Genomic DNA, 21,601 nt, shown 5'->3' with positions numbered 1-21,601 from the left:
AATTTAAAAAATCAATGGTTGGCGTTGAGCACTTCTGTTAACACTGCCATATCAAAATCTTTGGTGACAAACGCCTTGCCAAGCTCTTTTAATAACACCAATCGAATACTGCCGTTTTGCACTTTTTTGTCATGTCCCATCAAATCCAGTGCCACCGATGGTTCTATATAGGGTGGTTTGACGGGCAAATCAAAGATTTGTAACAAATCAACAACACGAGCAACTTCGTCTTTGCCAATCAATCCAAGTTTTTGCGACATCATCATCGCCTGCACCATACCCGCCGCCACTGCCTCGCCATGAAGCCAATTACCATAGCCCATGTGCGTCTCAATGACGTGTCCAAAGGTATGTCCAAAGTTTAGCAAAGCACGCACACCCGACTCACGTTCATCGCTGGCAACGATTTTGGCTTTGTAGTCACAACAGCGATACACCATCTCGCTTAGTGTCGTACCATCTCTGGCGGTGATTTTTGCAACATTGACTTCAAGCCAATCCAAAAAAGCCTTATCAAAAATGAGGGCATATTTTACCACTTCTGCCAGTCCTGCCGCAAATTCTCTTTTGGGCAATGTATCAAATGTCGTCATGTCCGCCAACACGCACACAGGTTGCCAAAATGCCCCAATCATGTTCTTGCCAAGGGGGTGGTTAATGCCTGTCTTGCCACCCACTGACGAGTCCACTTGTGCCAGTAGTGTGGTCGGCACTTGAATGAAATTTACCCCACGCATAAAGCTTGCCGCCGCAAAGCCGGTCATATCGCCAATCACCCCACCACCCAAGGCGATGAGCGTACAATCCCGAGCAAAGTGATTTTTCATGAGCGTATCATAAATGGCATTGATATGCTCTTGGTTTTTATACTGCTCACCATCGGGCAAGACACAGCTCTCAACCATCAAGCCCTGTACTGCCAAATGTTTAGTTAAATCGGTCAAATACAAAGGAGCAATGGTCGTATTAGTAACGATAAGCACCTGCTTGCCTTTGATGAATGGCAAAATAGGACTTGCCAAATCTATCTGACCTGCGGTGCTGGCACCAATAAAAATGGGATAATCGTGACTCTGGGTTTGGACAGTGAGTGTATTGGTAATGTGTGTCATGATACTGCTTTGAAATTTGCTGTAAATATTTTAATGGTTTAAAAATTAAGATGTTTGCTGATTCTCAATATTTTTAGCATAAGCGATAAGAACATCAAGTATCTCTGCCATCATTTGCTTGGGGTAAGCCCTTCCTGTGGCGACAGTAATGTCTGCCACCTCTTGATATAATGGTGATCGTCTTTGATAAAGCGTTTCTAATACCGCTCTGGGATTATCTGTTTGGAGTAGAGGGCGATTTTTGTCTTTTTTGGTGCGATGGATTTGGGTATCCACGCTCGCATCCAAAAAAATAACCAATCCACGTTTTAGATATTCTCGATTGCATTCACGCTCAACCACACCGCCACCTGTAGCCAGTACAATGCTTGGCATGGCAGACAGCTCATCCATGGCACGGCTCTCACGCTCACGAAAGCCTGACTCACCCTCTTTTTGAAAAATCCACGGGATGTCCGCCCCTGCTTTTTCGCTGATACACCAATCTACATCCCAAAAAGGACGTTTTAAATGTTTGGCAAGCAGTTTACCAATGGTTGTCTTGCCCGCCCCCATCGGTCCCACCAAAAAAATAGACGGCAATAAATGGGCATAGTGATGAATGGGTTTTTGGACAAACACCTCTTCAATCACCGCCGATTCTTCTATACTCATAATAACATCGCTAAAAATAAATGTTCTATGATACAAGTTTTGGGCGATTATGGCTAGTGCTTTTTTGTGAATACAAAACAAAAAGCAGACCATCAGCCTGCTTTTTGTTTGAACTGTAAAATTAGTAGCGACTAACGCCGTCGTTGACGATGCGTGGTGTGACAAAGATAAGGAGCTCTTCTTTGTTGTTAAGCCTAACATTATTTCTAAACAAACGACCCACCCCTGGTAAATCACCTAAGAAAGGTACTTTACTTTGGTTATTACCAATGGTGTTCTTAAAGACACCGCCCAGCACCACAGTCTGACCATCTTCTAAGATAACATTGGTTTTTATCTCATCTGTATTAAGAATTGGTACGCCCAACACCCTACCGCCGGAGTCTGCAGAGTTGGTAATTTCTAAATCTAGACCGATTTTACCCTCTGGGGTGATGTTTGGTGTGGCAGATAGCACTAAGGCCGCTTCTTTAAAGCTGACTGTTGTTGCACCACTGGCTGATGCCTCTTGATAAGGAATCTCCACCCCAGATGAGATTCTGGCTGGTTGTTTATCAGATGTTAAGACCTTTGGCGAAGAGATAATCTCTCCTTTATTATCAGCCTGCATTGCTGACAATTCCAAGCCCAGTGCATAATTATCAATATTCAACAGTCCTAGCGATATACCACTTGTGGCCGCTGTCACACCCAGATCAACAGCAAAGTTGCCAAAACGTGATTCGGTATTTGAAGAAGACAATCCATTCATTCCGCGAATGTCAAATTCATTACCCGTTCTATTAAAACCCCATCTTACACCCAACTGCTTAGAAAAAGTGTCTGATGCATTAACAATACGAGCCTCAATCATTACCTGTTTAACAGGAATGTCAATGGCTTCAATTAATTGGCGTACATTTGCGATGCTTCGTGCCGTATCATTGATGATGATGGTGTTGGTACGACCATCAAAGGTGGCATTACCGCGTGGGCTAAGTAGTGAGTTACGGTTATTGTTAGAGCCGCTTGAACTACCAACTTTATCTAATAGACCATGAATGTCTTCCGCCTTGGCATAGTTAAGACGGATATGCTCTTGACGAATAGGTTCTAATTCATCTACTTTTTTAGCATCTTCCAACTCTTTAATTTCGCGTGCTGCCAACTCTTCAGCAGGAGCTACCAAAATCACATTACCATTTTTGCGTTGACCCAAATTTTTACTTTTTAGGATAATATCCAAAGCCTGATCCCATGGCACATTAATAAGTCTTAATGTAATATTACCCTGCACATTATCAGCAGCGACAATATTGTTTTCGGTGAATTGGCCTAAAACATCAAGTACAGTACGCACTGATACATCCTGAAATTCCATTGATAACGGTTCACCAGTATAAACCTTCTCTTCAATGGTCGGTTCACGGAGCATTTTTGGTGGCAATACTGAGATGTTAAGTGTTGCACCTGATTGATAGGCTTGGTACTCAAAATCACCTGTCATGTTAACCGTAATAACACCATTTTGACCTTGATTTTTTGCATCAATATCCGCCACCAAACCACTACCATTAATACGTTTTAATAAATGACGTGGAATGGTAGTGCCAGTGGTGCGAATCACCAGTTTATTACCTTGGCGTTGTACATCTACAGGAATGGACTCATTGGTTAGGTTTACGGTAACATTACCACCATTAGCATTACCTGAGTAATCGACTGTTGACACGCCATCATAATTACTTGCCAATGAACCCGAGTTGGGTGCTAACAATGGGTTTACTTTTACAGTCATCGGCTGTACTGCTGATTGGACTGGCGTGGTAACAACCGCAGGGGCGGGTTGATTTGCTACAGATTGAGTGGTCGATGAACCGCCTTGTTTTATATTAATAAGTAGCTGATTACCTTGTACCGTGCTGGTGTAGCTTGCACTATCCTTTAAGTTAATCATTAAGCGGGTCATAGAGCCGTTATTTAGTGCAGTCACTTCATTAACCACGCCACGGTTGATGGGCATACTTCTTGGCAATCCACCACTACTTACTTGGTTAAAATCAAGAGCAAGCTGTTTGCCATCTGCCTGTTGATAAGCCACAGGGGTTACAGGCTGACCATCAAAGGCAACTTTAAGTTGAGTGGTATCAGCACTGATTTGGTTGGCTGATAGACCTTGAATAGCTAAAGCATGTGCTTCAACCGCCATAAAACTGATTGCCAACGCAGAATAAGCAAAGGCAGACTTTTTGGTTAAAAAATTCATTATTTCATCCTCAGAATAAATCTAGTTGGCTTTTAATTTGGTGACACTAACGGAGTGGTTTTTTCAACGTATTGCTCATCAGTATCTTTGACAATCTCAATCAAATTGATTTGAGTTGAAGTAATTTCAACAATACGCCCATGGTTTTTACCTAGGTAGTTACCAACCTGAACATCATGCACCATCATATCAGGCGTCTGTACCAATCCATATTCCTGACCATTAGGTGCAACCACTTTACCACGATATGTTAGTTGCGACAACTCAAACTCTTCAAGCGGCTCTTTCACTCGATTCTCATCTGGTTTCACAGAAGGCGTCTGCTCCCTAACTTGCTGACGTTCGCGTAGGCTTTTTGCTACAAAAGGGTCAGACTCACCTTGAGCAGCATAAACAAAGTCTTCAATCTTAAGGGGTTCTGGTGGCGGCTCAATCGCCTGAGGCCCTTCACTACGAATTTTTGCCATCTCAGCTTCAGCAAGACTAATGCGATCAGTACAACCTGTTACTAAAAAGATAGACAGCATCAAACCAACATTGGTTTTTAGAGAAAAATTAATCACTTGCCCTCTCCTTTAGTTGACTTCACTTCTTCGGCAGTTGCATTTAAATCCACATCATCTTTTGCACGATAAGTTTTGGTTTGCAACACCAGTTGTAATTCAGGCATTCTATCAAGCGAAGGCTGAGGATTCTTAATCTCAAAGTCGTGCATGGTAATGATTCTTGGCAAAGCAGCAATACCACTCACAAACGAACCAAACTGATGATAATCCCCCAAACCAATAATTTGAATGGGTTGCTCAATAAAGAACTCTCGCTCCACCTCAGGTTGCACAGAAATGTCCTGAAAACGCACACCACTACCACTACCCACCATATTGATGCCATCTACCAATTCAGGCACACGAGTGTCGGTAGGTAGCTGTGCCAATAGGTCTGCAAAGTCAGTATCCATTTGTGCCACTTGTGCCTCATAGGCTTGCAGATGGCGGGCTTTGGACTCTTTTTCTTTATAACTTTCAAGCAAACCAACTTGTTGACTTTCAGCCTGTTTAATTTCATCAAGTTTTTTAGAGATTAACAAAAGCCAAGCCAAAACCAAAATAATCGCTAGCATCATCGCTAAGATGAAAATCTTAACTGGGAGCGGGGCGGAGCCATAGTTTTGACCATTTAAGGAGTTTACCTCTGCCATAAACTTTTTGGAATCAAAAGCAGGTTTTTTAGGCTTAGAACCCACCTTTTTGCCTTTGGCTTTTGTTTTGGGCTTGCCCAAGCCACCCGAGCCTTTTGGCTTTGATAAATTTGGCTTGCCAAGTTTAATTTTTTTCTTACCACTCTCCTCTGGAGTAGCAGCTGTATCGGTGGTTGGTTTAGATTTTTTGAAAGGTGATTTCATGGTTGACCTCCTACTTGAGTGCTACCATCTGTAGGTGTAGGTTGCGTATTTTGGGTATTAGGAGTATCAGTCGCTTCTGTATCCGATGTAGTATTATTGGTGGGTTCAGATGCTGGGATTGCCTCGCTTGTAGTTGAAGATGCTTGAGCTGGAGCGTTATCAACACCAATCGCTGAAACCTCAGGCATTGTTTGAGCATCCACACTTTGACTGTCTACAGTAACGGGTGGTAATACAACGTCTTCACTGGTTGAATCAGTGGCTTCTTCTTTGTCTTCTTGATATTGAATCTTGGTGGTTGCCACAAATTCTACATAACCATCTTCAGGATATACAGAACGAGTACCTGCATCGGCTAATTGTTGAGAGGGCGTACTTTGATAGGCCTCTAGTTTGGTCTTAATGCTTACCACCGCTGAGCCATCCAACCATTCACTAGCGTTTAAGTTGCGTACCAAATTTGCCACAACATTGGGGTTAGCGGCAAAGCCTGTAAATGTAATTACATCGCCTTCACGCTTGATATTGTTTAGATACATGGTATCCCTTGGGATGGCTCGAGCGATGTTATCCCATACACGCACAGGCACCGAACGACGACCTTGCAAATCTTGAATGACTTTCATCTGAGACAGCATCTGCTCGCGTTTAACCTCTAGCTCTTCAATCGATTTTAGGGCAACATCAAGCTGAGCGTTGGCGTCTTCAATGTGTTTATTGGCATTTTGTTGGTTGGTCAATTCTCGATTTAAAATAGACAACACCAAAATCGTCGCCAAAATAGCAAGTCCAGCTGTCGCTCCTGCCAAGAGATTAAACTCTTTATTTCTACGCTCACGCTGTTCTTTACGCCATGGTAATAAGTTAATGCGTGCCATCAGTCAAACCCCCTTAAAGCCAATCCACACGCCGCCATCAGGCTTGGTGCATCTTTTTGGAGCGTAACGGTATCAATGCGTGAGTCAATAGACATGCCCTCAAAAGGATTTGCTACTGATACCATACCCCCGACACGTTGTTGCACCATTTGGGCCAGTCCTGGCAGCGCAGAAGTGCCACCACATAAGATAATATGGTCAACATTGTTGTATTCGCTAGATGAGAAATAAAATTGCAATGAACGGCTGATTTGTTGGACGATATTTTCCATAAAAGGTGTGAGCACACTCTCATGATAATCAGCAGGCAGTGTATGTTCATGCTTACCGATGGTAGCATCATGATAAGGAATACTGTAACGCGACTGAATCTCTTCGGTTAGCTGAGCCCCACCAAAACCTTGCTCACGGTTATAGATAAATTCACCATCTTTGGCGATATACAGCGTAGACTGCTTATGCCCCAAATCAATGAGTGCTACCACCTGTGGGTCATTAGGCAGATTATCCACCATCAAACTAAATGCACGCTCAATGGCATGAGACTCAATATCCATCACTTTGGCTGTCAAGCCACCCATTAAGAGAGTCTCGACACGCTGATCCACGTTCTCAGAACGAGAGGCAGCAAGCAGAACTCGCACCAAGTTCGGGTCAGTCGTTGATGATCCTAACACCTCAAAATCCATATTCACTTCCGCCAATGGATATGGAATATACTGCTCAGCATCTAGCTTGATTTGGGCCTCGCGGTCAGAATCAGACATGTTTGTTTCCATGTCAATAATCTTGGTAATCACCGCCGAGCCTGATACTGCCGTTGCTGCGTCTTTAGCACCAGCACCAGCACGACGTACCAAACGAGCGATCGCCTCACCCACTTCTTCGCTGTTAACAATATTTTTGTCAACAACCCAACCCGGCTCAAGTGGCTCAACGCCATAAGACTTCAAATGAAGTCTTCCTTGTTGTTTTGTTAGCTCAACAAGTTTAACGGAAGTGGTACTGACATCTAAGCCGAGAAGATGCCGACCCTTAGAAGAAAAAGATAGTCCCACAGACTTTATCCTTATATTTTTTAACGCCAACCGAACAAAAACAGCATCGTTTCGGTTATAATAGTGGCTTTTGAAAGTACAGTGCGTTACTGCTTTACACCAATAATGCCAACTTCACAGTTTTATTTACCAGTTTTGTTGGAAATCTGCTATACTTAGCTGTAATTTTAACATGAATTTTTCAAAATTAACATGCTTTGTAACGCATTCTTTACACAGAGAATATGATACAACATTTTGACAACAATTTTAACCACCTAGAAACGCTATGTCTCAAAAAAATTCTGCCGTTCGTCTGATTTCTTATCTAAAAAACCTAATTTTGGCAATTTTTGCTCTAATTTTAATCTTAGTGCTAACTTTTCCAATTGGGTTTTATGGCATGGCAATGTATCTTGAACCCAGTTTGCCAAACATCAAAGAATTAAAAAAAATGCCCTTAGAGATGCCTTTGCAAATCTACACAGCAGACCATAAACTCATCGGGCAGTATGGCAACAGGTATTCATTACCTGTAGCTTATGAAGACATCCCTGAGACCATGATTCAAGCGTTTTTGGCGGCAGAGGATGATACCTTTTTTGAACATACTGGCATTAGCGTCAAGGGACTTGGGCGTGCCATCACTGAGATGATTTCAACCACAGATGGACAAACGGGCGGTTCAAGCATTACCCAGCAAGTTGCCAAAAACTACTTTTTAAGCCCCGAGCAAACTTTTGAGCGTAAGCTAAACGAGCTGTTCATTGCCCGTAAAATCGAAAACGAGCTTTCCAAAAAAGAAATCATGACATTATATGTCAATAAGATCTACTTGGGTCAAGGGGCTTATGGTATCCGTGCCGCCGCCAAACGTTATTATAGTAAGTCATTAAATAATCTTACCATCGCAGAGATGGCAATGTTGGCAGGTCTGCCCAAAGCCCCGTCCGACTTTAACCCAGTCATCAACCCCAAACGTGCCTTAGAACGACGCAACTGGATTATTAAGCGAATGCTTGCCGAAGGCTACATCACCCAAGCCCAGCACGATGAAGCGTTATCCGCTGACATCGGTCTTAATATGTACCAAGAACAGCTTGATCTAAACTTGCCTTATATCGCTGAAATGGCACGTTCGGCATTGGTCGAGCGTTATGGGGCACAGGTCATGGACAGTGGCTGGCGAGTACAGCTGACCATTGACAGTGCTGACCAATTAAAAGCAAGGCAAGCCGTGCTAAATGGCACTTATAGTCACAATGCTTATACAAATACCGTTTATCGTGGTGTTGAAGCTCTAACGGGCGATTTGGCGTATTTTAAACCTTTTACTTTTAGAGATGGCGAGCGGTTTCGTGACATGCTGCCTGCCAAAGTGGTCGAAGTCAAGAATGGTCAAATCCGTGCCGAACTCCAATCAGGCGAGACAGTGCGTGTCTTTATGAACATGCACTATGCTGACAGCAAAGTCGGGGGCAAAAGACGAGGCTTTGGCACCAACCTTGTCGCTGGCGACAGAAAAGAGCTAAAACCCGCCATTGAAGTGGGTAACATCATTCGTGTGACCAAGCAAGGTAATAGCTGGTACGTAACCCAGCCCCCACGCACCCAAGGGGCACTTGTCGCCATGAACCCCCAAAATGGGGCATTAGAAGCTGTCGCTGGTGGTTTTCATTTCAACCAAAGCAAGTTTAACCGTGCCACCCAAGGCTATCGCCAGCCTGGTTCTATCATTAAACCTTTGGTCTATGCCGCCACTTTTGAAAACAGCAAACTAAGCCCTGGCGATGTCATCTCAAACGCCCCTATCAAAATTGGTAATTGGCAACCCAAGAATGCAGGTGGTGGTGCTGGCGGTGCAGTTTCCATTTCCAGCGCCTTGGCACGTTCACTAAACCTACCGTCGATTCGCATGATGCAAAAGGCGGGTGTTGAACCCACCCGAGAAATGCTCTCACAGTTTGGTTTGGAAAAAGACCGCCTGCCCCAGTCTCTCACCTTAGCACTGGGGGCAACTGATGCCACTCCTTTACAGATGGCAACCGCCTATGCCACTTTTGCCAATGGCGGTCACCGCATCCAGCCTTATTTTATCGAACGTATCTATAACTTTGACAACCAAACCATCTTCCAAGCCAATCCTTTACAAGCTTGCGCCGTTTGCTTTAATAAAGAGCTTAGTAAAGTCAATACCCAATTATTAGACAGCTTTGGGCATACACCAGCAGACGAAGAAACATCAGAGCAAACCACTGATGATGCCTTGGATAAAGAGAAAAACACCAAAAAAGACCAAGAACCACCTAAAAAGATAGACCGCACCAAAGCCTTGGTAGCACGCATTCACAACGCTCATAAAGCACTTGACGCCCAACAAGCCGCCTACCGCAAAGAGAATCCTACGCTAGATGCCGCACCCATCTTTGACCGCCTAAAACCCAAACAAGCCATTCAATTTGGTATAGCCGAGCAAGCACCACGCATCTTATCAGTACGCACGTCTCGCTACATGGCAAGTATGCTAAAAGGTGTGATGACAGGCGGTACAGGTCGTCAGGGTAATTTCCGCTCTGACTTAGGTGGTAAAACAGGCACCACCAACCAAGCCAAAGATGTTTGGTTTGCTGGCTTGCAACGCAACCATGTGGCTGTGGTGTGGATTGGCTATGACGAGCCTGCTTCATTGGGTGCAAGAGCCTATGGAGGCACGCTTGCCATGCCTGTTTGGGTGGATTATATGAAACATCAACTCAAAGACGAACCCACCAAATGGGTCGATGATGGCAATCTTGCCAAGAGCAAAAAAACCGAGCAAAGAATCATCGACATCACCGATGAGAATGAAGCCGAAGCCATGGAGGAGATTGCCCGAGAAGAAGCCGAAGAAGCTCTTGCCAATGAGATTTTAGGTGATGGTGATTCAGAGATGGCAGAAAGCTCAGGCGATGAAGTTATTCCTGAGGGGGACGGCGAGAACATTCCCGAAGGACAATAACCCCCTATCCATTCTATAAAAGCACGGCTATTGGTCGTGTTTTTATTTTATGGTTCATACTATACTCACCAAACCCCAAAATAACACTTCAAACCTTCTTCGATTGTATCAAACTCTGACAAATGACTTCTAAGCCATCTTTTAATCGTTGCCCAAGTTTGCTCTATTGGGTTTAGCTCAGGTGAGTAAGGTGGTAATGGTAAGATGATGTGTTTTTGAGCTTGTGTGCTGTATAATCATATACCCAAGAGATTTTAAAATTGCTACAAACGCAATGATGAGATGTAAGGGCTAAAAATGACGACAATAAAGGATGTGCGGAGCCAACCCCTACAAACTCATGACAAATTAGGGTGTATGACATGGCTGTGGTAAATCAAGTTCATGAAATACAACGAACCACCTCAGCACACCCACCACATACCCACAAAAAAACACGGCTTACCCACCGTGTTTTTAAACCTTAAATCGCCTTGATAATCATGACAAAGGCACGACCCCAATCACAATCGCACTGGCAAGGGTCAATAACGACAACCCCCAAATCCAAAAGAACGAATAACGAATATGCTTACCCATAGACAGATTGGCAAGACCCAAGCCCATCCATAACGCTGGCGATAATGGTGTAACAAACGTACCCACGATACTACCGATAAGCATGGCATAGCCTGCCGATGTCGGAGACACCCCTGCTTGGGTGGTGATTTGCTCAACCACAGGGAACAGTCCAAAATAATACGCATCCGTACTTAACACCAACTCCAACGGAATGCCGATGATACCGATGATGATGTGTAGATAAGGCAGACTTGCCGAAGGTAGCACTTTTACCAAGTCATGAGCAATCGAATCAAGCATGCCCGAACCCTTTAAGATACCCAAAAACGTCCCTGCCGCCAAGATGATACTTGCCATGACAATCGCCCCGCCTGCGTGAGCGTTAATGCGAGCAAGCTGTTCTTTGGGACTGCGATAATTGACAAGCAATATCACAGACGTGGCAATCATAAAGACATAGCCTGGGGGTAACTTGCCAGAAAACAGCAACACCATGGTCAGCACAAAAATCGCCACATTCACCCAAAATAGTTTAGGGCGTGCCAATGCTTTTTCTTCATCACTTAGCTCAACAGGCTTGATAAGCTCACTCACATCAGGCAACACCCCAAATTCCTTGGTGATGCGTCTTTTTTCTTTGATGCCCAAAAATGCCGCCAATGCAACAATATACGTCAAAGCAATGACTTGCACACTAAACAGCGGTTGATACAACTCATTTACATCCATTTCTAGCACGGTCGCCACACGTCCTGTCGGGCCGCCCCAAGGAAGCATATTCACCACCCCGGCACTAGACGCCAACAGCAAAAACAGCATATACGGATTCATGTGTAGCTTTTTGTACAGTGGCAGTAAAGCAGGCACAACAAGCAAAAACGTGGTCGCCCCCGCTCCATCAAGCTGTGCCACCACCGACACCAGCACCGTCCCCACGCTCACGGCAACGATGTTACCCCGAGTTAGCTGAACCAATTTGTCAATCAAAGGGCGAAACAGCCCCACATCGCTCATAATCCCAAAAAACAAAATGGCGAAGATGAACATAATCACAATCTGAATGACTGATTTTGCCCCGTCGCCATAAAATTCTTTAATCTGTCCCAAATCAAATCCTGCCACCAAAATACCAATAAATGGCACAAGCACCATGGCGATGACAGGCGAGACTTTTTCGGTAATAAGCAAACCGACAATCACAAGAATGATTGCCAAGCCGATGAGTGTCAGCATATATTTTCCTTAATCATGATGAAATACTAGACATTTATCACAGGCGAGCAGTGCGTTTATTTTTATGGGAATAAGTGATTTTATGATAAAAATAAATTATTCTTTTAAAAACATATCATTTATAAATAATTATTTATATTATAAATTATGTTATAAAATAGCACAAAAACCAAATTGAAATTCAACTTATTATATGATAAACATCGGTTTTGTACTTTATCACAGGACAATGAATTTGTCTTGATATTTTTTAATATTTTTTAGAAATGATAAAAACATCACATTCACTAGGGTGTACCTACCTTTTGTATTTGCAATGAAAAATGTCCGTTTAAAAAAGCAGGGGAATCGCCCGTTTTTCAAGGTAAAAGTGAAGTTTGATAGCCATTCCTATCAAACGAGTTTTTATTATGAAAAACAATCCGATCACTTAACTGGGTAAATTTTTAAGAATTTTAACCTAATTTTTAAATTAAGTGGTCGGATAGCCATTTTTCATGCAAAAACATCATTTTATTTTTAAAATATTTTTAAATTTTAAATTGTGTTATAAAAGGTAGGCACGCCCTAAATAAATGAATGCGATATTTGATTAAAACTTAGCCTTTTTTAACAGGACGCTTCCAACCGTCAATAGTCGTCTGTCTATTACGAGCAACGGTCAGCTTATCATCAGGCGTATCTTTGGTAATCACAGACCCTGCCCCAATCGTGGCATTATTGCCAATCTTGACAGGAGCGACAAGCGAGCTATTACTGCCCACAAAGGCATTATCGCCAATGTGCGTTTTAAATTTATTCACGCCGTCATAATTACAAGTAATCACCCCTGCCCCGATATTGACATCACGCCCCACATCGGCATCGCCAATATAGCTTAAATGGCTTACCTTTGCCCCTTGGTTTAAGGTAGATTTTTTGATTTCTACAAAATTGCCAATTTTGACTTTGTCTTTAATATCCGCTTTTGGGCGAATATGGGCAAAAGGACCAATGGCAACATCTGCCCCAATCGTGCTGTCATCAAGCACACAATTTGGCTTGATATGAGTATTATTGCCAATGGCACAATTAGAGATAACATTACCTGCATCAATTTGCACATTATCGCCCAATACCACATCGCCCACAAAAACGGTGTTAATATCAATAAACACATCACTACCACATTTTAATGAGCCACGAATATCCACACGATTAGGGTCGGCAAATTGCACACCATTTGTTTGTAATTCATGAATTAGATGAGCCTGATAAGTACGTTCTAAATTGGCAAGTTGAATGCGGTCATTAACCCCGTCTATTTCAAATTCAAAAGTCGGGCTAATCGTTTTTATCTCAATATTATCTGCCACCGCCATTTTGATAATATCGGTCAGATAATATTCGCCTTGGGCGTTGTTATTATCGAGCTTTGGCAAATATTTATGCAATAGAGCATTATCCACACAATAAATACCGCTATTGATTTCTTTAATTTGTCTTTGAGCATCGGTTGCGTCTTTTTGCTCCACAATGGCGATGACTTTATCATCTTGACGGACAATTCGCCCAAGCCCAAACGGATTGTCCACACTCATCGTCAGCATACTAATGCCATGCGTGTTTTGCTCAATGAGATTTTGCAAGGTATCCAATCTTGTCAATGGCACATCGCCATATAAAATCAGGCTTTTGCCGTCTTTTGGCAAATGGGGCAATGCCATTTGCACCGCATGACCCGTACCCAATTGTTCGGCTTGCTCTGCCCATATCAAATCGCTGTCGGCAATCTCATCTTTGACCATTTGACCGTTATAACCATAAATCAAAATGGTATTATCGGCATTTAATGCACGGCAAGTATCTAATACATGGCGAAGTAGTGGTTTGCCTGCTAAAGTTTGTAATACTTTTGGCTTAACCGACTTCATGCGAGTGCCTTTGCCACCTGCTAGAATGATGATATTTAACATGGTAAATCCTTACTAAAATTAGGTAAAATTATTATAACATGTAATTTGGGAAAATATAAAATCAGATAAATTTATACAACCGCTTGAATATATTATTTATCAATAATATATTCAAATTGATTTTGATGGTAATTTATAAAATCACAACCGAAAACACCACCGCCGACATTATCCCTGCCAATATATCATCAATCAATATCCCAAATCCGCCAGAGACGTTTTTATCCACCCATTTAATCGGAAATGGTTTGATAATATCAAAAAAACGAAATAAAATAAATGGAATAATCAAAAGTAAAATTAAACTTGGGTGCCAATATACCAATCCGCTTTTATCATCTGGTATACCTATCAACGACCAAACACTTGGCAATAACGCAATCCACATTCCTACCCATTCATCAAAAACAATATGCGGGTCATCATGAGTATTCATCAAATCAGACGTTTTGCCACAAATATAACTGCCGACCAAACACCCCAAGATGGTAATGGCTAAAAACCCCCAAAATCCCAATAAAAGCATGGGCAAGGCGATAATAAGCCCACCCACCGTTCCCCAAGTGCCAGCCGCTCGTTTGGGCAAGCCAGAACCCAAACCAATCCCTAGCCAATATACGCATTTTTCAAAGAGCGTGGCGGTCGGCGGACAGGGCGGACAAGGGTTTGATTTACGAATGTCGGGTTTGTGGTTAGTCATAACAATTTTACTTATATTCCTATTAATAAATTAATCAAAATTTTGCATAATATAACGCAATCTTCCAATTACCTTTAAATTATTTAAATGCTCGCCAAAAACTTCAATATTTTGGTACTTTGGATTATCTGCAATTAAAATAATTTTATCTAATAAAATTTGCACTCGCCTAACAATTAGTCTGGAATTGATACTTAAAAGATAGATTTTACCATCTTGCAATTTATTATCGGACAAATCAGCAAGCATAATGCCTTTGCCATTTAGAGTTGGTTTCATTGTTTCGCCACTATAAGGAAAAAAGGCACAATTTTCAACTTGCACGCCCAATTCGTCAGCCAATTCTTTACGAATAGTCAAAAATTCAGTTGGATTATCTTTCTTCTTTTCAAAATCAGAATAGGTTTCACCAAAAATTAAATGCGATGGAATTTCATTCATTGTCTTTAACTCTCGAACTATTTAACAAAATTTCTTTTATAAAGTATATGATTTTGGATATTGGTTAAAGCGTCATTTTCGTCCCAAATTTGCAATTCCCAAGGGTAATAAAAATTACTAGAATTTTTAAAATAAATATGGATGCCAACATAACCATCAATATCTCTTAAATACCAATTTTTAAGACTATATTTATCTTTATAATCGTCCAGTTTTTCCAAGATAATGGCAATATCATCAGACGGCAAAACAATTCTTGCGCCAAAAATATCATTTAAAATATTATTGGTTGGGTATTGGTTTTGACGATTTAAATAACGCTCAATTTTATCTTGAATACTTTCAGAAGTTTTGACACGATAATAAAAGTTAATATCTTTGGTGTCAGAAAATAACAAATAATCGTTAATCGCTTCGTGTAAATTGAGCCGATAAGAGAAAATATGTTCTGTTGGAATATTTTTTAAGCTACGGCTTAAATTAATTTTTTCTACTTTGCCTGTTTCAAAATAATCAGCCGAATATTTGGCGTGAATTAAATTAATTTCACGGATTAGGCGTTCGGTTTTTTCTATGTTATCAGCTTGTAAGCTCATCAAAAATGCTCCCACCCTTTTACCAATAAATCCACTTGCCTTTTATCATATAAAAATACCAATCCCTTATCCGCCACAATTTGTCCAATGGGATAAATAGCCATATCAGGATTTTGGATTTTAAATAAATCAAGTTTAGCAGAAGGCATGGTAAAGCACAACTGATAATCATCGCCCCCATTGATTTGATGTTGCCATTTTTGGGCGTGGGGCAAGGCATCGAGCAGGGCATGGCTTGGTATGGCATCAAGGTCAATCACCGCCCCCACGCCACTTGCGGCCAAAATATGCCCCAAATCCTGCCCCAAGCCGTCCGAGATGTCAATCATGCTGTTTGCAAAGCCGACAAGTCGCCCACCAAGTGCCACCTGTGGGGCAGGGTATTGCATGGCTTGGCGTAGCTCGTGGGGCAGGCTGTCTGGCGGTCGGTTGGCGTGTCCGTCTCCATTCAAATCGTCCAAAATTCCATGCAGGGCAAGGCTTGCAAGCCCCACCGCACCACTTACGCACACCACATCACCCACGCACGCCCCCTGCCGTGTGATTGCTCGATTTGACGGAACAAAACCCAAAGCCGTAACCGAAATCGTCAAAATGGGCGAGCCTGTGGTGTCGCCCCCAATCAGCTCCACGCCAAAGGGCGTGCAAGCGTCTGCCAAACCGTGTGCAAATGCTCGGCAAAAATCATCGTTCGCCATCGCCTTTGGTAAGGACAATCCCACCAAAATGGCATACGGTGTCGCCCCCATACTGGCAAGGTCGGACAGATTGACCGCCACCGACTTGTAGGCAATGGCGTGCGGGTCGGTCTCATGAACAAAATGCCGTCCTGCCACGAGCGTATCCACACAGCTCACAAGCTGGCTATTTGGCGGAATGTGGCTTATCGCACAATCATCGCCAATGCCCAAAACGGTATTGACGTGGCGTGTGGTGGCGTGTTTAAAATGGATGTAGATTAGGGAAAATTCGGACATGGTTATTTATTTGATGATTTTAAAAAAGGGCAGAATTATTCCGCCCTTTTAATTACTCGCTTTCTTTTTTGGCTTTTTTCTCAACTTTGTTGGCTTGATATTCCAATTCTCGCACGTCTTTGGCATATCTGTCCAAAATGGCATTGATAAATTTATGAGCATCGGTTGCCCCAAAATGGGTGTTTAATTGCATGGCCTCATCAAGCACCACTTTATAAGGGATATGCAAGCTGTACTTAAGCTCATACGCCCCAATCAGCAAAATCGCCTTTTCAATGGTGTCTAACTTTTCAAAACTGCGGTCAAGATAACGAGAAATCTCCACAATCAGCTCACTTGCCTGCATGGGGATTTGACGCATAAGCTCATGATAATAGCCCAAATGCACGGTGTGCATGGCGTTATCACGGCGGGTACGGGCAACAATCGTGTGTGGCTCATTACCGCCAAGCAAATCACGGCTTTCATTGGCAAAACGATAATCAGTCATCAGCCATTCATATAAACCCTGCACGGCAAAACGGCGAGCCTTGCGAATGGCGGTATAGCTCGTTTTATAGCCAGTTTCGTTGATGTCAAATTGGTCGTTTTGGGGGTTGGATGTAGTCATAGTTAGTCTTAAAATAATACTGCATTAAAATCATCTTTTAATGGAAAAATGGGCATTGTTTATTTTTAATAAACCATCTTAGGGCGAATTGCAATTCACCCCTACATTTTTTAATTTAAAATTAAAATAAGTTTAATAAAAAAACAATGCCAAATTTATTAGAGATTACAGAGCTTTTAAAACGCTCACCATTTCAATGGCGGTCATGCCTGCTTCATAGCCTTTATTACCCGCTTTGGTGCCGGCACGCTCAATGGTTTGCTCGATGTTTTCGGTGGTCAAAATGCCATTAATCACAGGAATGTCGTGATGTAGAGCCACGTGCGATAAGCCTTTGGCAGACTCGCTTGCCACGATGTCAAAATGTGGTGTCGCTCCACGGATAATCGCCCCGAGCACGACAATGGCGTCATAGTTGCCCGTTACCGCCATGCGTTTGGCGGTCAGGGGTAGCTCAAACGCCCCTGGTACACGCACCACGGTGATGTTCTCGCCAAGCACGCCATGACGTAGCAGAGCATCTAACGCCCCTTCTACCAAACTTTCAACCAAAAAACCATTAAACCGCCCCACAGCAATCCCAATACGCAGATTGGCATTGTCATGTAAGGCACCGTCAATGTGGGTTACGGCATTTTTTTGTTCGGTAAATGTGGTCATAAGGCTCTCATCATAAATAAAAGGTTGGTTGTTCATTATATCAAATTTACCTTTGCCAACAAAGTATTTTTTCTGTTATGATAAGACCTTTTTTAAAGATTGGGGGTATTCATGGACAGCATGAGTGCGTGGATTTTGGCGATCATGGATAGGCTTGGACTGGCAGGGGTTACGCTGATGATGTTTTTGGAAAACGTCTTTCCGCCCATACCGAGCGAGCTTATCATGCCTATGGCGGGATTTTGGTCAGCCATGGGTAACATGAACATCATTGCCGTCATCATCGCAGGGACAGCAGGGTCGGTGCTTGGGGCATTGCCACTGTACTATCTGGGGACGGTGTTTGATGAGAAACGCCTGTACGCTCTGACCGAAAAATACGGCAAATACCTACTCATCAAGCCGTCCGACATCACCAATGCGACCCATTGGTTTGACAAACACGGAAAGGCGGTGGTATTTTTTGGGCGAATGATACCTGCCATTCGCTCGCTCATCTCTATCCCTGCGGGTATGAACCACATGCCGATATTGCCGTTTTTGGTGCTGACGACATTAGGCTCTGCCATTTGGACGACCCTGTTGGCATATGCCGGCTATGTACTTGGGGCGAACTATGAACAAGTGGCGGAGTTTATCGCCCCCATTAGTAAAGGCGTGGCGGTCGTGGTAGGGCTTGTCTTAGTGGTCGTGGCATTTTTGCGGATTAGAAGTGTGTTTTTTGATAAAAATTGACCAAAAATAAAACACCGCCAATCGCTTGACGGTGTTTTTTAATCAAGTCAAATCAGGTTAGATTAGGCAAGTTGTGCCACGCTGATTTTGTCTGATTTTTCGGTGTACTCGCTCATTTGGTCGAAGTTTAGGTAGTTGTACACTTCGGCTTCCATAGATTCAAGTTTACCTGCGTATGCCATGTACTCTTCAACAGTTGGTAGTTTACCAAGTACGGACGCTACTGATGCAAGCTCGGCAGAGGCTAGATACACGTTCGCTCCTTGACCCAGACGGTTCGGGAAGTTACGAGTAGAGGTAGATACTGCCGTTGAGTTTGGTGCGATACGAGCTTGGTTACCCATACATAGCGAGCAACCGGGCATTTCGGTTCTGGCACCTGCTTGGGCGTAGGTGTTGTAATACCCTTCGTCCATGAGCTGACGTTCGTCCATTTTGGTCGGTGGTGCAATCCATAGACGAGTGGTCAAGCTACCTGCTGGTACTTCAGACAGAAGCTTACCTGCGGCACGGAAATGCCCGATGTTGGTCATACACGAACCGATGAATACTTCATCAATCTTATCACCAGCCACTTCTGATAGCAATTTGGCATCATCAGGGTCGTTTGGACAGCATAGGATTGGCTCTTTGATGTCGGCAAGGTCAATCTCATACACTTTGGTGTATTCGGCATCGGCATCGGCTTTTAGCAGGCTTGGGTTGTCTAACCATTTTTGCATGTTCTCGGCACGGCGAGCTAGGGTACGAGCATCACCATAACCTTCGGCAATCATCCATTTTAGCATGACGATGTTAGAACGTAGGTATTCGGCAACTTTTTCTTCTGATACCGTGATCGCACAGCCAGCAGCTGAACGCTCAGCAGACGCATCAGACAATTCGAATGCTTGCTCAACGGTCAAGTCATTTTCCATTTCGGTCAAGTCAATCTCTAAGATACGACCAGAGAAGATATTTTTCTTACCCTTTTTCTCAACAGTCAAGTCGCCTTCTTGAATGGCATAATAAGGGATAGCATGTACTAGGTCACGAAGCGTGATGCCAGGTTGCATTTTGCCTTTGAACTTGACAAGCACCGACTCAGGCATATCCAGTGGCATCACACCCGTTGCAGCAGCGAACGCCACAAGACCCGACCCTGCTGGGAATGAAATACCAATCGGGAAGCGAGTGTGCGAGTCGCCACCAGTACCCACAGTATCAGGCAGTAACATACGGTTTAGCCATGAGTGAATCACACCGTCCCCGGGGCGTAGAGACACACCACCACGGTTCATGATAAAGTCAGGCAAGGTGTGGTGTGTAACAACATCAATCGGCTTCGGATAAGCAGCGGTATGGCAGAATGACTGCATGACTAGGTCGGACGAGAAGCCCAAACACGCCAAATCTTTTAGCTCATCACGAGTCATCGGTCCTGTGGTATCTTGTGAACCAACGGTTGTCATCTTAGGTTCGCAGTAAGTGCCTGGACGGATGCCTTGACCTTCTGGCAGACCGCACGCACGACCGACCATTTTTTGAGCCAAAGTAAAGCCTTTGCCTGTATCAGCAGGTTGCTCTGGAATACGGAACAAGGTTGAAGGCTCAAGACCTAACGCTTCACGAGCCTTACTTGTTAGGTTACGACCGATGATCAGGTTGATACGACCACCTGCACGCACTTCATCTAGTAGCACAGGAGTTTTTAGCTTAGATTCAGCAATCTGTGTGCCGTTTTTAAAGGCGGACACAGTTGCAGTTGCATGATCAATCTTTAAGGTAACTTCATCACCCATGTTCATATCAGCAACATCAATCTCAACAGGCAACGCTCCAGCATCTTCCATGGTATTAAAGAAAATCGGTGCGATTTTGCCACCTAAGCATACACCGCCGTCTTTTTTGTTAGGAATATAAGGAATCTCATCACCAAAGAACCATAGCACAGAGTTGGTCGCTGATTTACGGCTAGAACCTGTACCCACAACGTCGCCCACATAAGCAACAGGATTGCCCTTAGCAATCAATTCTTTGATTTGGCTGATTGGACCGATTTCGCCATTTTTTTCTGGGTTAATGCCATCACGCTCATTTTTTAGCATGGCGTTGGCGTGTAGTGGAATGTCAGGACGGCTCCACGCATCTTGGGCAGGCGATAGGTCGTCTGTGTTGGTCTCGCCTGTTACCTTAAATACAGTAATGGTCATCTCGGTGGGGACTTCTGGGCGAGTTGTGAACCACTCGCCTTCCGCCCAAGACTGCAATACCGCTTTGGCGTTGGCGTTACCTGCTTTGGCTTTTTCTTCTACGTCATGGAACGCATCGAATACTAGCAGAGTCTTCTTAAGTGCTTCAGCAGCCAATCCGCCAAGCTCAGCATTGTCTAGCAGGTCAACCAATGGCGCAACATTATAACCACCAAGCATCGTACCTAGCAGATATACCGCACGCTCTTTGGTGATTAGTGGTGAAGTTGCTTCACCTTTAACAATAGCGTTCAAGAAAGCAGCTTTAACGTAGGCAGCTTGGTCAACCCCTGCTGGTACACGGTTTTCAAGCAAGTCCACCAAGTAGTCTTCTTCGCCTGCTGGTGGGTTTTTTAAAAGTTCTACCAAATCGGCAGTTTGGGCATCGGTCAATGGCTGTGGGGGTACGCCTAGTGCTTCACGCTCGGCAACGTGGGCTCTGTATTCGGTTAGCATTTGCGACATAGCAATTCTCCATGATAGTAGGTCATAAGTGCTTGACAATGATTTTCATTATTACAATAATTATCAAGTGCCTAGACGTTGATTTTAAAGGCAATCTTGCCCAAATTTACT

The 21,601-nt window shown here is 43.4% G+C and carries 18 protein-coding genes and 1 pseudogene; 2 read left to right on the top strand and 17 right to left on the bottom strand.

What is annotated here, in order from left to right:
• Window positions 1–11: 11 nt before the first annotated feature.
• The 7 genes from aroB to DX073_RS09500 form a co-directional block, all read right to left on the bottom strand.
• Window positions 12–1,112: a 3-dehydroquinate synthase gene (aroB, locus tag DX073_RS09530; RefSeq protein ID WP_115007794.1), complete on the bottom strand. Its 1,101-nt coding sequence runs from the start codon at window positions 1,110–1,112 to the stop codon at window positions 12–14.
• 45 nt (window positions 1,113–1,157) lie between these two features.
• Window positions 1,158–1,766 carry a shikimate kinase gene (locus tag DX073_RS09525; protein WP_115008327.1) on the bottom strand — a complete coding sequence of 203 codons (609 nt, stop codon included), beginning with the start codon at window positions 1,764–1,766 and terminating at the stop codon, window positions 1,158–1,160.
• Window positions 1,767–1,887: 121 nt separating this feature from the next.
• The gene (locus DX073_RS09520) at window positions 1,888–4,011 is read right to left on the bottom strand and encodes a type IV pilus secretin PilQ (protein WP_115007792.1); all 2,124 of its coding nucleotides are present in this window, start codon (window positions 4,009–4,011) and stop codon (window positions 1,888–1,890) included.
• A 32-nt stretch (window positions 4,012–4,043) separates the two neighbouring features.
• Window positions 4,044–4,574, bottom strand: coding sequence for a pilus assembly protein PilP (locus tag DX073_RS09515; protein WP_258556926.1), 531 nt, complete (start codon window positions 4,572–4,574; stop codon window positions 4,044–4,046).
• Entirely contained in the window at window positions 4,571–5,413 is an 843-nt protein-coding gene (locus DX073_RS09510) for a type IV pilus inner membrane component PilO (RefSeq protein WP_258556925.1), read from the bottom strand. Before DX073_RS09510 ends, DX073_RS09515 begins: the two co-directional genes overlap by 4 nt.
• Complete coding sequence (locus DX073_RS09505; RefSeq protein ID WP_115007790.1) at window positions 5,410–6,291, bottom strand: PilN domain-containing protein; 882 nt, start codon at window positions 6,289–6,291, stop codon at window positions 5,410–5,412. Before DX073_RS09505 ends, DX073_RS09510 begins: the two co-directional genes overlap by 4 nt.
• On the bottom strand, window positions 6,291–7,349 hold the full coding sequence (locus DX073_RS09500) for a pilus assembly protein PilM (RefSeq protein WP_115007787.1): 1,059 nt from the start codon (window positions 7,347–7,349) through the stop codon (window positions 6,291–6,293). Before DX073_RS09500 ends, DX073_RS09505 begins: the two co-directional genes overlap by 1 nt.
• A gap of 268 nt (window positions 7,350–7,617) precedes the next feature.
• Here DX073_RS09500 and DX073_RS09495 point away from each other — a divergent pair, with 268 nt between their 5' ends.
• Window positions 7,618–10,326, top strand: coding sequence for a penicillin-binding protein 1A (locus DX073_RS09495; protein WP_115007785.1), 2,709 nt, complete (start codon window positions 7,618–7,620; stop codon window positions 10,324–10,326).
• Between the two features lie 65 nt (window positions 10,327–10,391).
• On the opposite strand, the pseudogene DX073_RS09490 reads toward DX073_RS09495, so the two are convergent.
• The 9 genes and pseudogenes from DX073_RS09490 to ribH form a co-directional block, all read right to left on the bottom strand.
• Window positions 10,392–10,538 (bottom strand): annotated as a pseudogene (locus DX073_RS09490) (transposase); the annotation flags it as partial.
• Window positions 10,539–10,806: 268 nt separating this feature from the next.
• Window positions 10,807–12,120, bottom strand: coding sequence for a CitMHS family transporter (locus tag DX073_RS09485; protein ID WP_115007783.1), 1,314 nt, complete (start codon window positions 12,118–12,120; stop codon window positions 10,807–10,809).
• A 599-nt stretch (window positions 12,121–12,719) separates the two neighbouring features.
• Window positions 12,720–14,075 carry a bifunctional UDP-N-acetylglucosamine diphosphorylase/glucosamine-1-phosphate N-acetyltransferase GlmU gene (gene glmU, locus DX073_RS09480; RefSeq protein WP_115007781.1) on the bottom strand — a complete coding sequence of 452 codons (1,356 nt, stop codon included), beginning with the start codon at window positions 14,073–14,075 and terminating at the stop codon, window positions 12,720–12,722.
• Between the two features lie 133 nt (window positions 14,076–14,208).
• Window positions 14,209–14,775 carry a phosphatidylglycerophosphatase A family protein gene (locus DX073_RS09475; RefSeq protein WP_115007779.1) on the bottom strand — a complete coding sequence of 189 codons (567 nt, stop codon included), beginning with the start codon at window positions 14,773–14,775 and terminating at the stop codon, window positions 14,209–14,211.
• 30 nt (window positions 14,776–14,805) lie between these two features.
• Window positions 14,806–15,216: a S24 family peptidase gene (locus tag DX073_RS09470; RefSeq protein ID WP_115007778.1), complete on the bottom strand. Its 411-nt coding sequence runs from the start codon at window positions 15,214–15,216 to the stop codon at window positions 14,806–14,808.
• Between the two features lie 17 nt (window positions 15,217–15,233).
• Complete coding sequence (locus tag DX073_RS09465; RefSeq protein ID WP_115007776.1) at window positions 15,234–15,812, bottom strand: nucleotidyltransferase family protein; 579 nt, start codon at window positions 15,810–15,812, stop codon at window positions 15,234–15,236.
• Window positions 15,812–16,789, bottom strand: coding sequence for a thiamine-phosphate kinase (gene thiL / locus DX073_RS09460; protein WP_115007774.1), 978 nt, complete (start codon window positions 16,787–16,789; stop codon window positions 15,812–15,814). The genes DX073_RS09465 and thiL overlap by 1 nt, the downstream gene beginning before the upstream one ends.
• 52 nt (window positions 16,790–16,841) lie before the next feature.
• A complete protein-coding gene (gene nusB / locus DX073_RS09455) occupies window positions 16,842–17,399 on the bottom strand; it encodes a transcription antitermination factor NusB (RefSeq protein ID WP_115007772.1) in 558 nt (185 codons plus the stop codon).
• 165 nt (window positions 17,400–17,564) lie between these two features.
• Complete coding sequence (gene ribH / locus DX073_RS09450; protein ID WP_029103191.1) at window positions 17,565–18,059, bottom strand: 6,7-dimethyl-8-ribityllumazine synthase; 495 nt, start codon at window positions 18,057–18,059, stop codon at window positions 17,565–17,567.
• A gap of 111 nt (window positions 18,060–18,170) precedes the next feature.
• Here ribH and DX073_RS09445 point away from each other — a divergent pair, with 111 nt between their 5' ends.
• Window positions 18,171–18,794: a DedA family protein gene (locus DX073_RS09445; RefSeq protein WP_115007770.1), complete on the top strand. Its 624-nt coding sequence runs from the start codon at window positions 18,171–18,173 to the stop codon at window positions 18,792–18,794.
• A 62-nt stretch (window positions 18,795–18,856) separates the two neighbouring features.
• Here DX073_RS09445 and DX073_RS09440 read toward each other — a convergent pair whose 3' ends face one another.
• Entirely contained in the window at window positions 18,857–21,481 is a 2,625-nt protein-coding gene (locus DX073_RS09440) for a bifunctional aconitate hydratase 2/2-methylisocitrate dehydratase (RefSeq protein ID WP_115008324.1), read from the bottom strand.
• Window positions 21,482–21,601: the final 120 nt, after the last annotated feature.

This window comes from Moraxella lacunata (genome assembly GCF_900453205.1).
GTDB classification, from domain to species: Bacteria; Pseudomonadota; Gammaproteobacteria; order Pseudomonadales; family Moraxellaceae; genus Moraxella; species Moraxella lacunata_B.
The sequence above is the reverse complement of the archived record's forward strand: the minus strand, read 5'-3'. Positions and strand labels throughout refer to the sequence as shown.

Bases quoted from the DNA above. Each gene is read 5' to 3' on its own strand.
- DX073_RS09440 (WP_115008324.1), bottom strand. From the start codon at position 21,481: ATGCTAACCGAATACAGAGCCCACGTTGCCGAGCGTGAAGCACTAGGC.
- aroB (WP_115007794.1), bottom strand. From the start codon at position 1,112: ATGACACACATTACCAATACACTCACTGTCCAAACCCAGAGTCACGAT.
- DX073_RS09495 (WP_115007785.1), top strand. From the start codon at position 7,618: ATGTCTCAAAAAAATTCTGCCGTTCGTCTGATTTCTTATCTAAAAAAC.
- DX073_RS09505 (WP_115007790.1), bottom strand. From the start codon at position 6,291: ATGGCACGCATTAACTTATTACCATGGCGTAAAGAACAGCGTGAGCGT.
- glmU (WP_115007781.1), bottom strand. From the start codon at position 14,075: ATGTTAAATATCATCATTCTAGCAGGTGGCAAAGGCACTCGCATGAAG.
- DX073_RS09525 (WP_115008327.1), bottom strand. From the start codon at position 1,766: ATGAGTATAGAAGAATCGGCGGTGATTGAAGAGGTGTTTGTCCAAAAA.
- DX073_RS09485 (WP_115007783.1), bottom strand. From the start codon at position 12,120: ATGCTGACACTCATCGGCTTGGCAATCATTCTTGTGATTGTCGGTTTG.
- DX073_RS09470 (WP_115007778.1), bottom strand. From the start codon at position 15,216: ATGAATGAAATTCCATCGCATTTAATTTTTGGTGAAACCTATTCTGAT.
- thiL (WP_115007774.1), bottom strand. From the start codon at position 16,789: ATGTCCGAATTTTCCCTAATCTACATCCATTTTAAACACGCCACCACA.
- DX073_RS09510 (WP_258556925.1), bottom strand. From the start codon at position 5,413: ATGAAATCACCTTTCAAAAAATCTAAACCAACCACCGATACAGCTGCT.
- DX073_RS09445 (WP_115007770.1), top strand. From the start codon at position 18,171: ATGGACAGCATGAGTGCGTGGATTTTGGCGATCATGGATAGGCTTGGA.
- nusB (WP_115007772.1), bottom strand. From the start codon at position 17,399: ATGACTACATCCAACCCCCAAAACGACCAATTTGACATCAACGAAACT.
- DX073_RS09475 (WP_115007779.1), bottom strand. From the start codon at position 14,775: ATGACTAACCACAAACCCGACATTCGTAAATCAAACCCTTGTCCGCCC.
- ribH (WP_029103191.1), bottom strand. From the start codon at position 18,059: ATGACCACATTTACCGAACAAAAAAATGCCGTAACCCACATTGACGGT.
- DX073_RS09465 (WP_115007776.1), bottom strand. From the start codon at position 15,812: ATGAGCTTACAAGCTGATAACATAGAAAAAACCGAACGCCTAATCCGT.
- DX073_RS09520 (WP_115007792.1), bottom strand. From the start codon at position 4,011: ATGAATTTTTTAACCAAAAAGTCTGCCTTTGCTTATTCTGCGTTGGCA.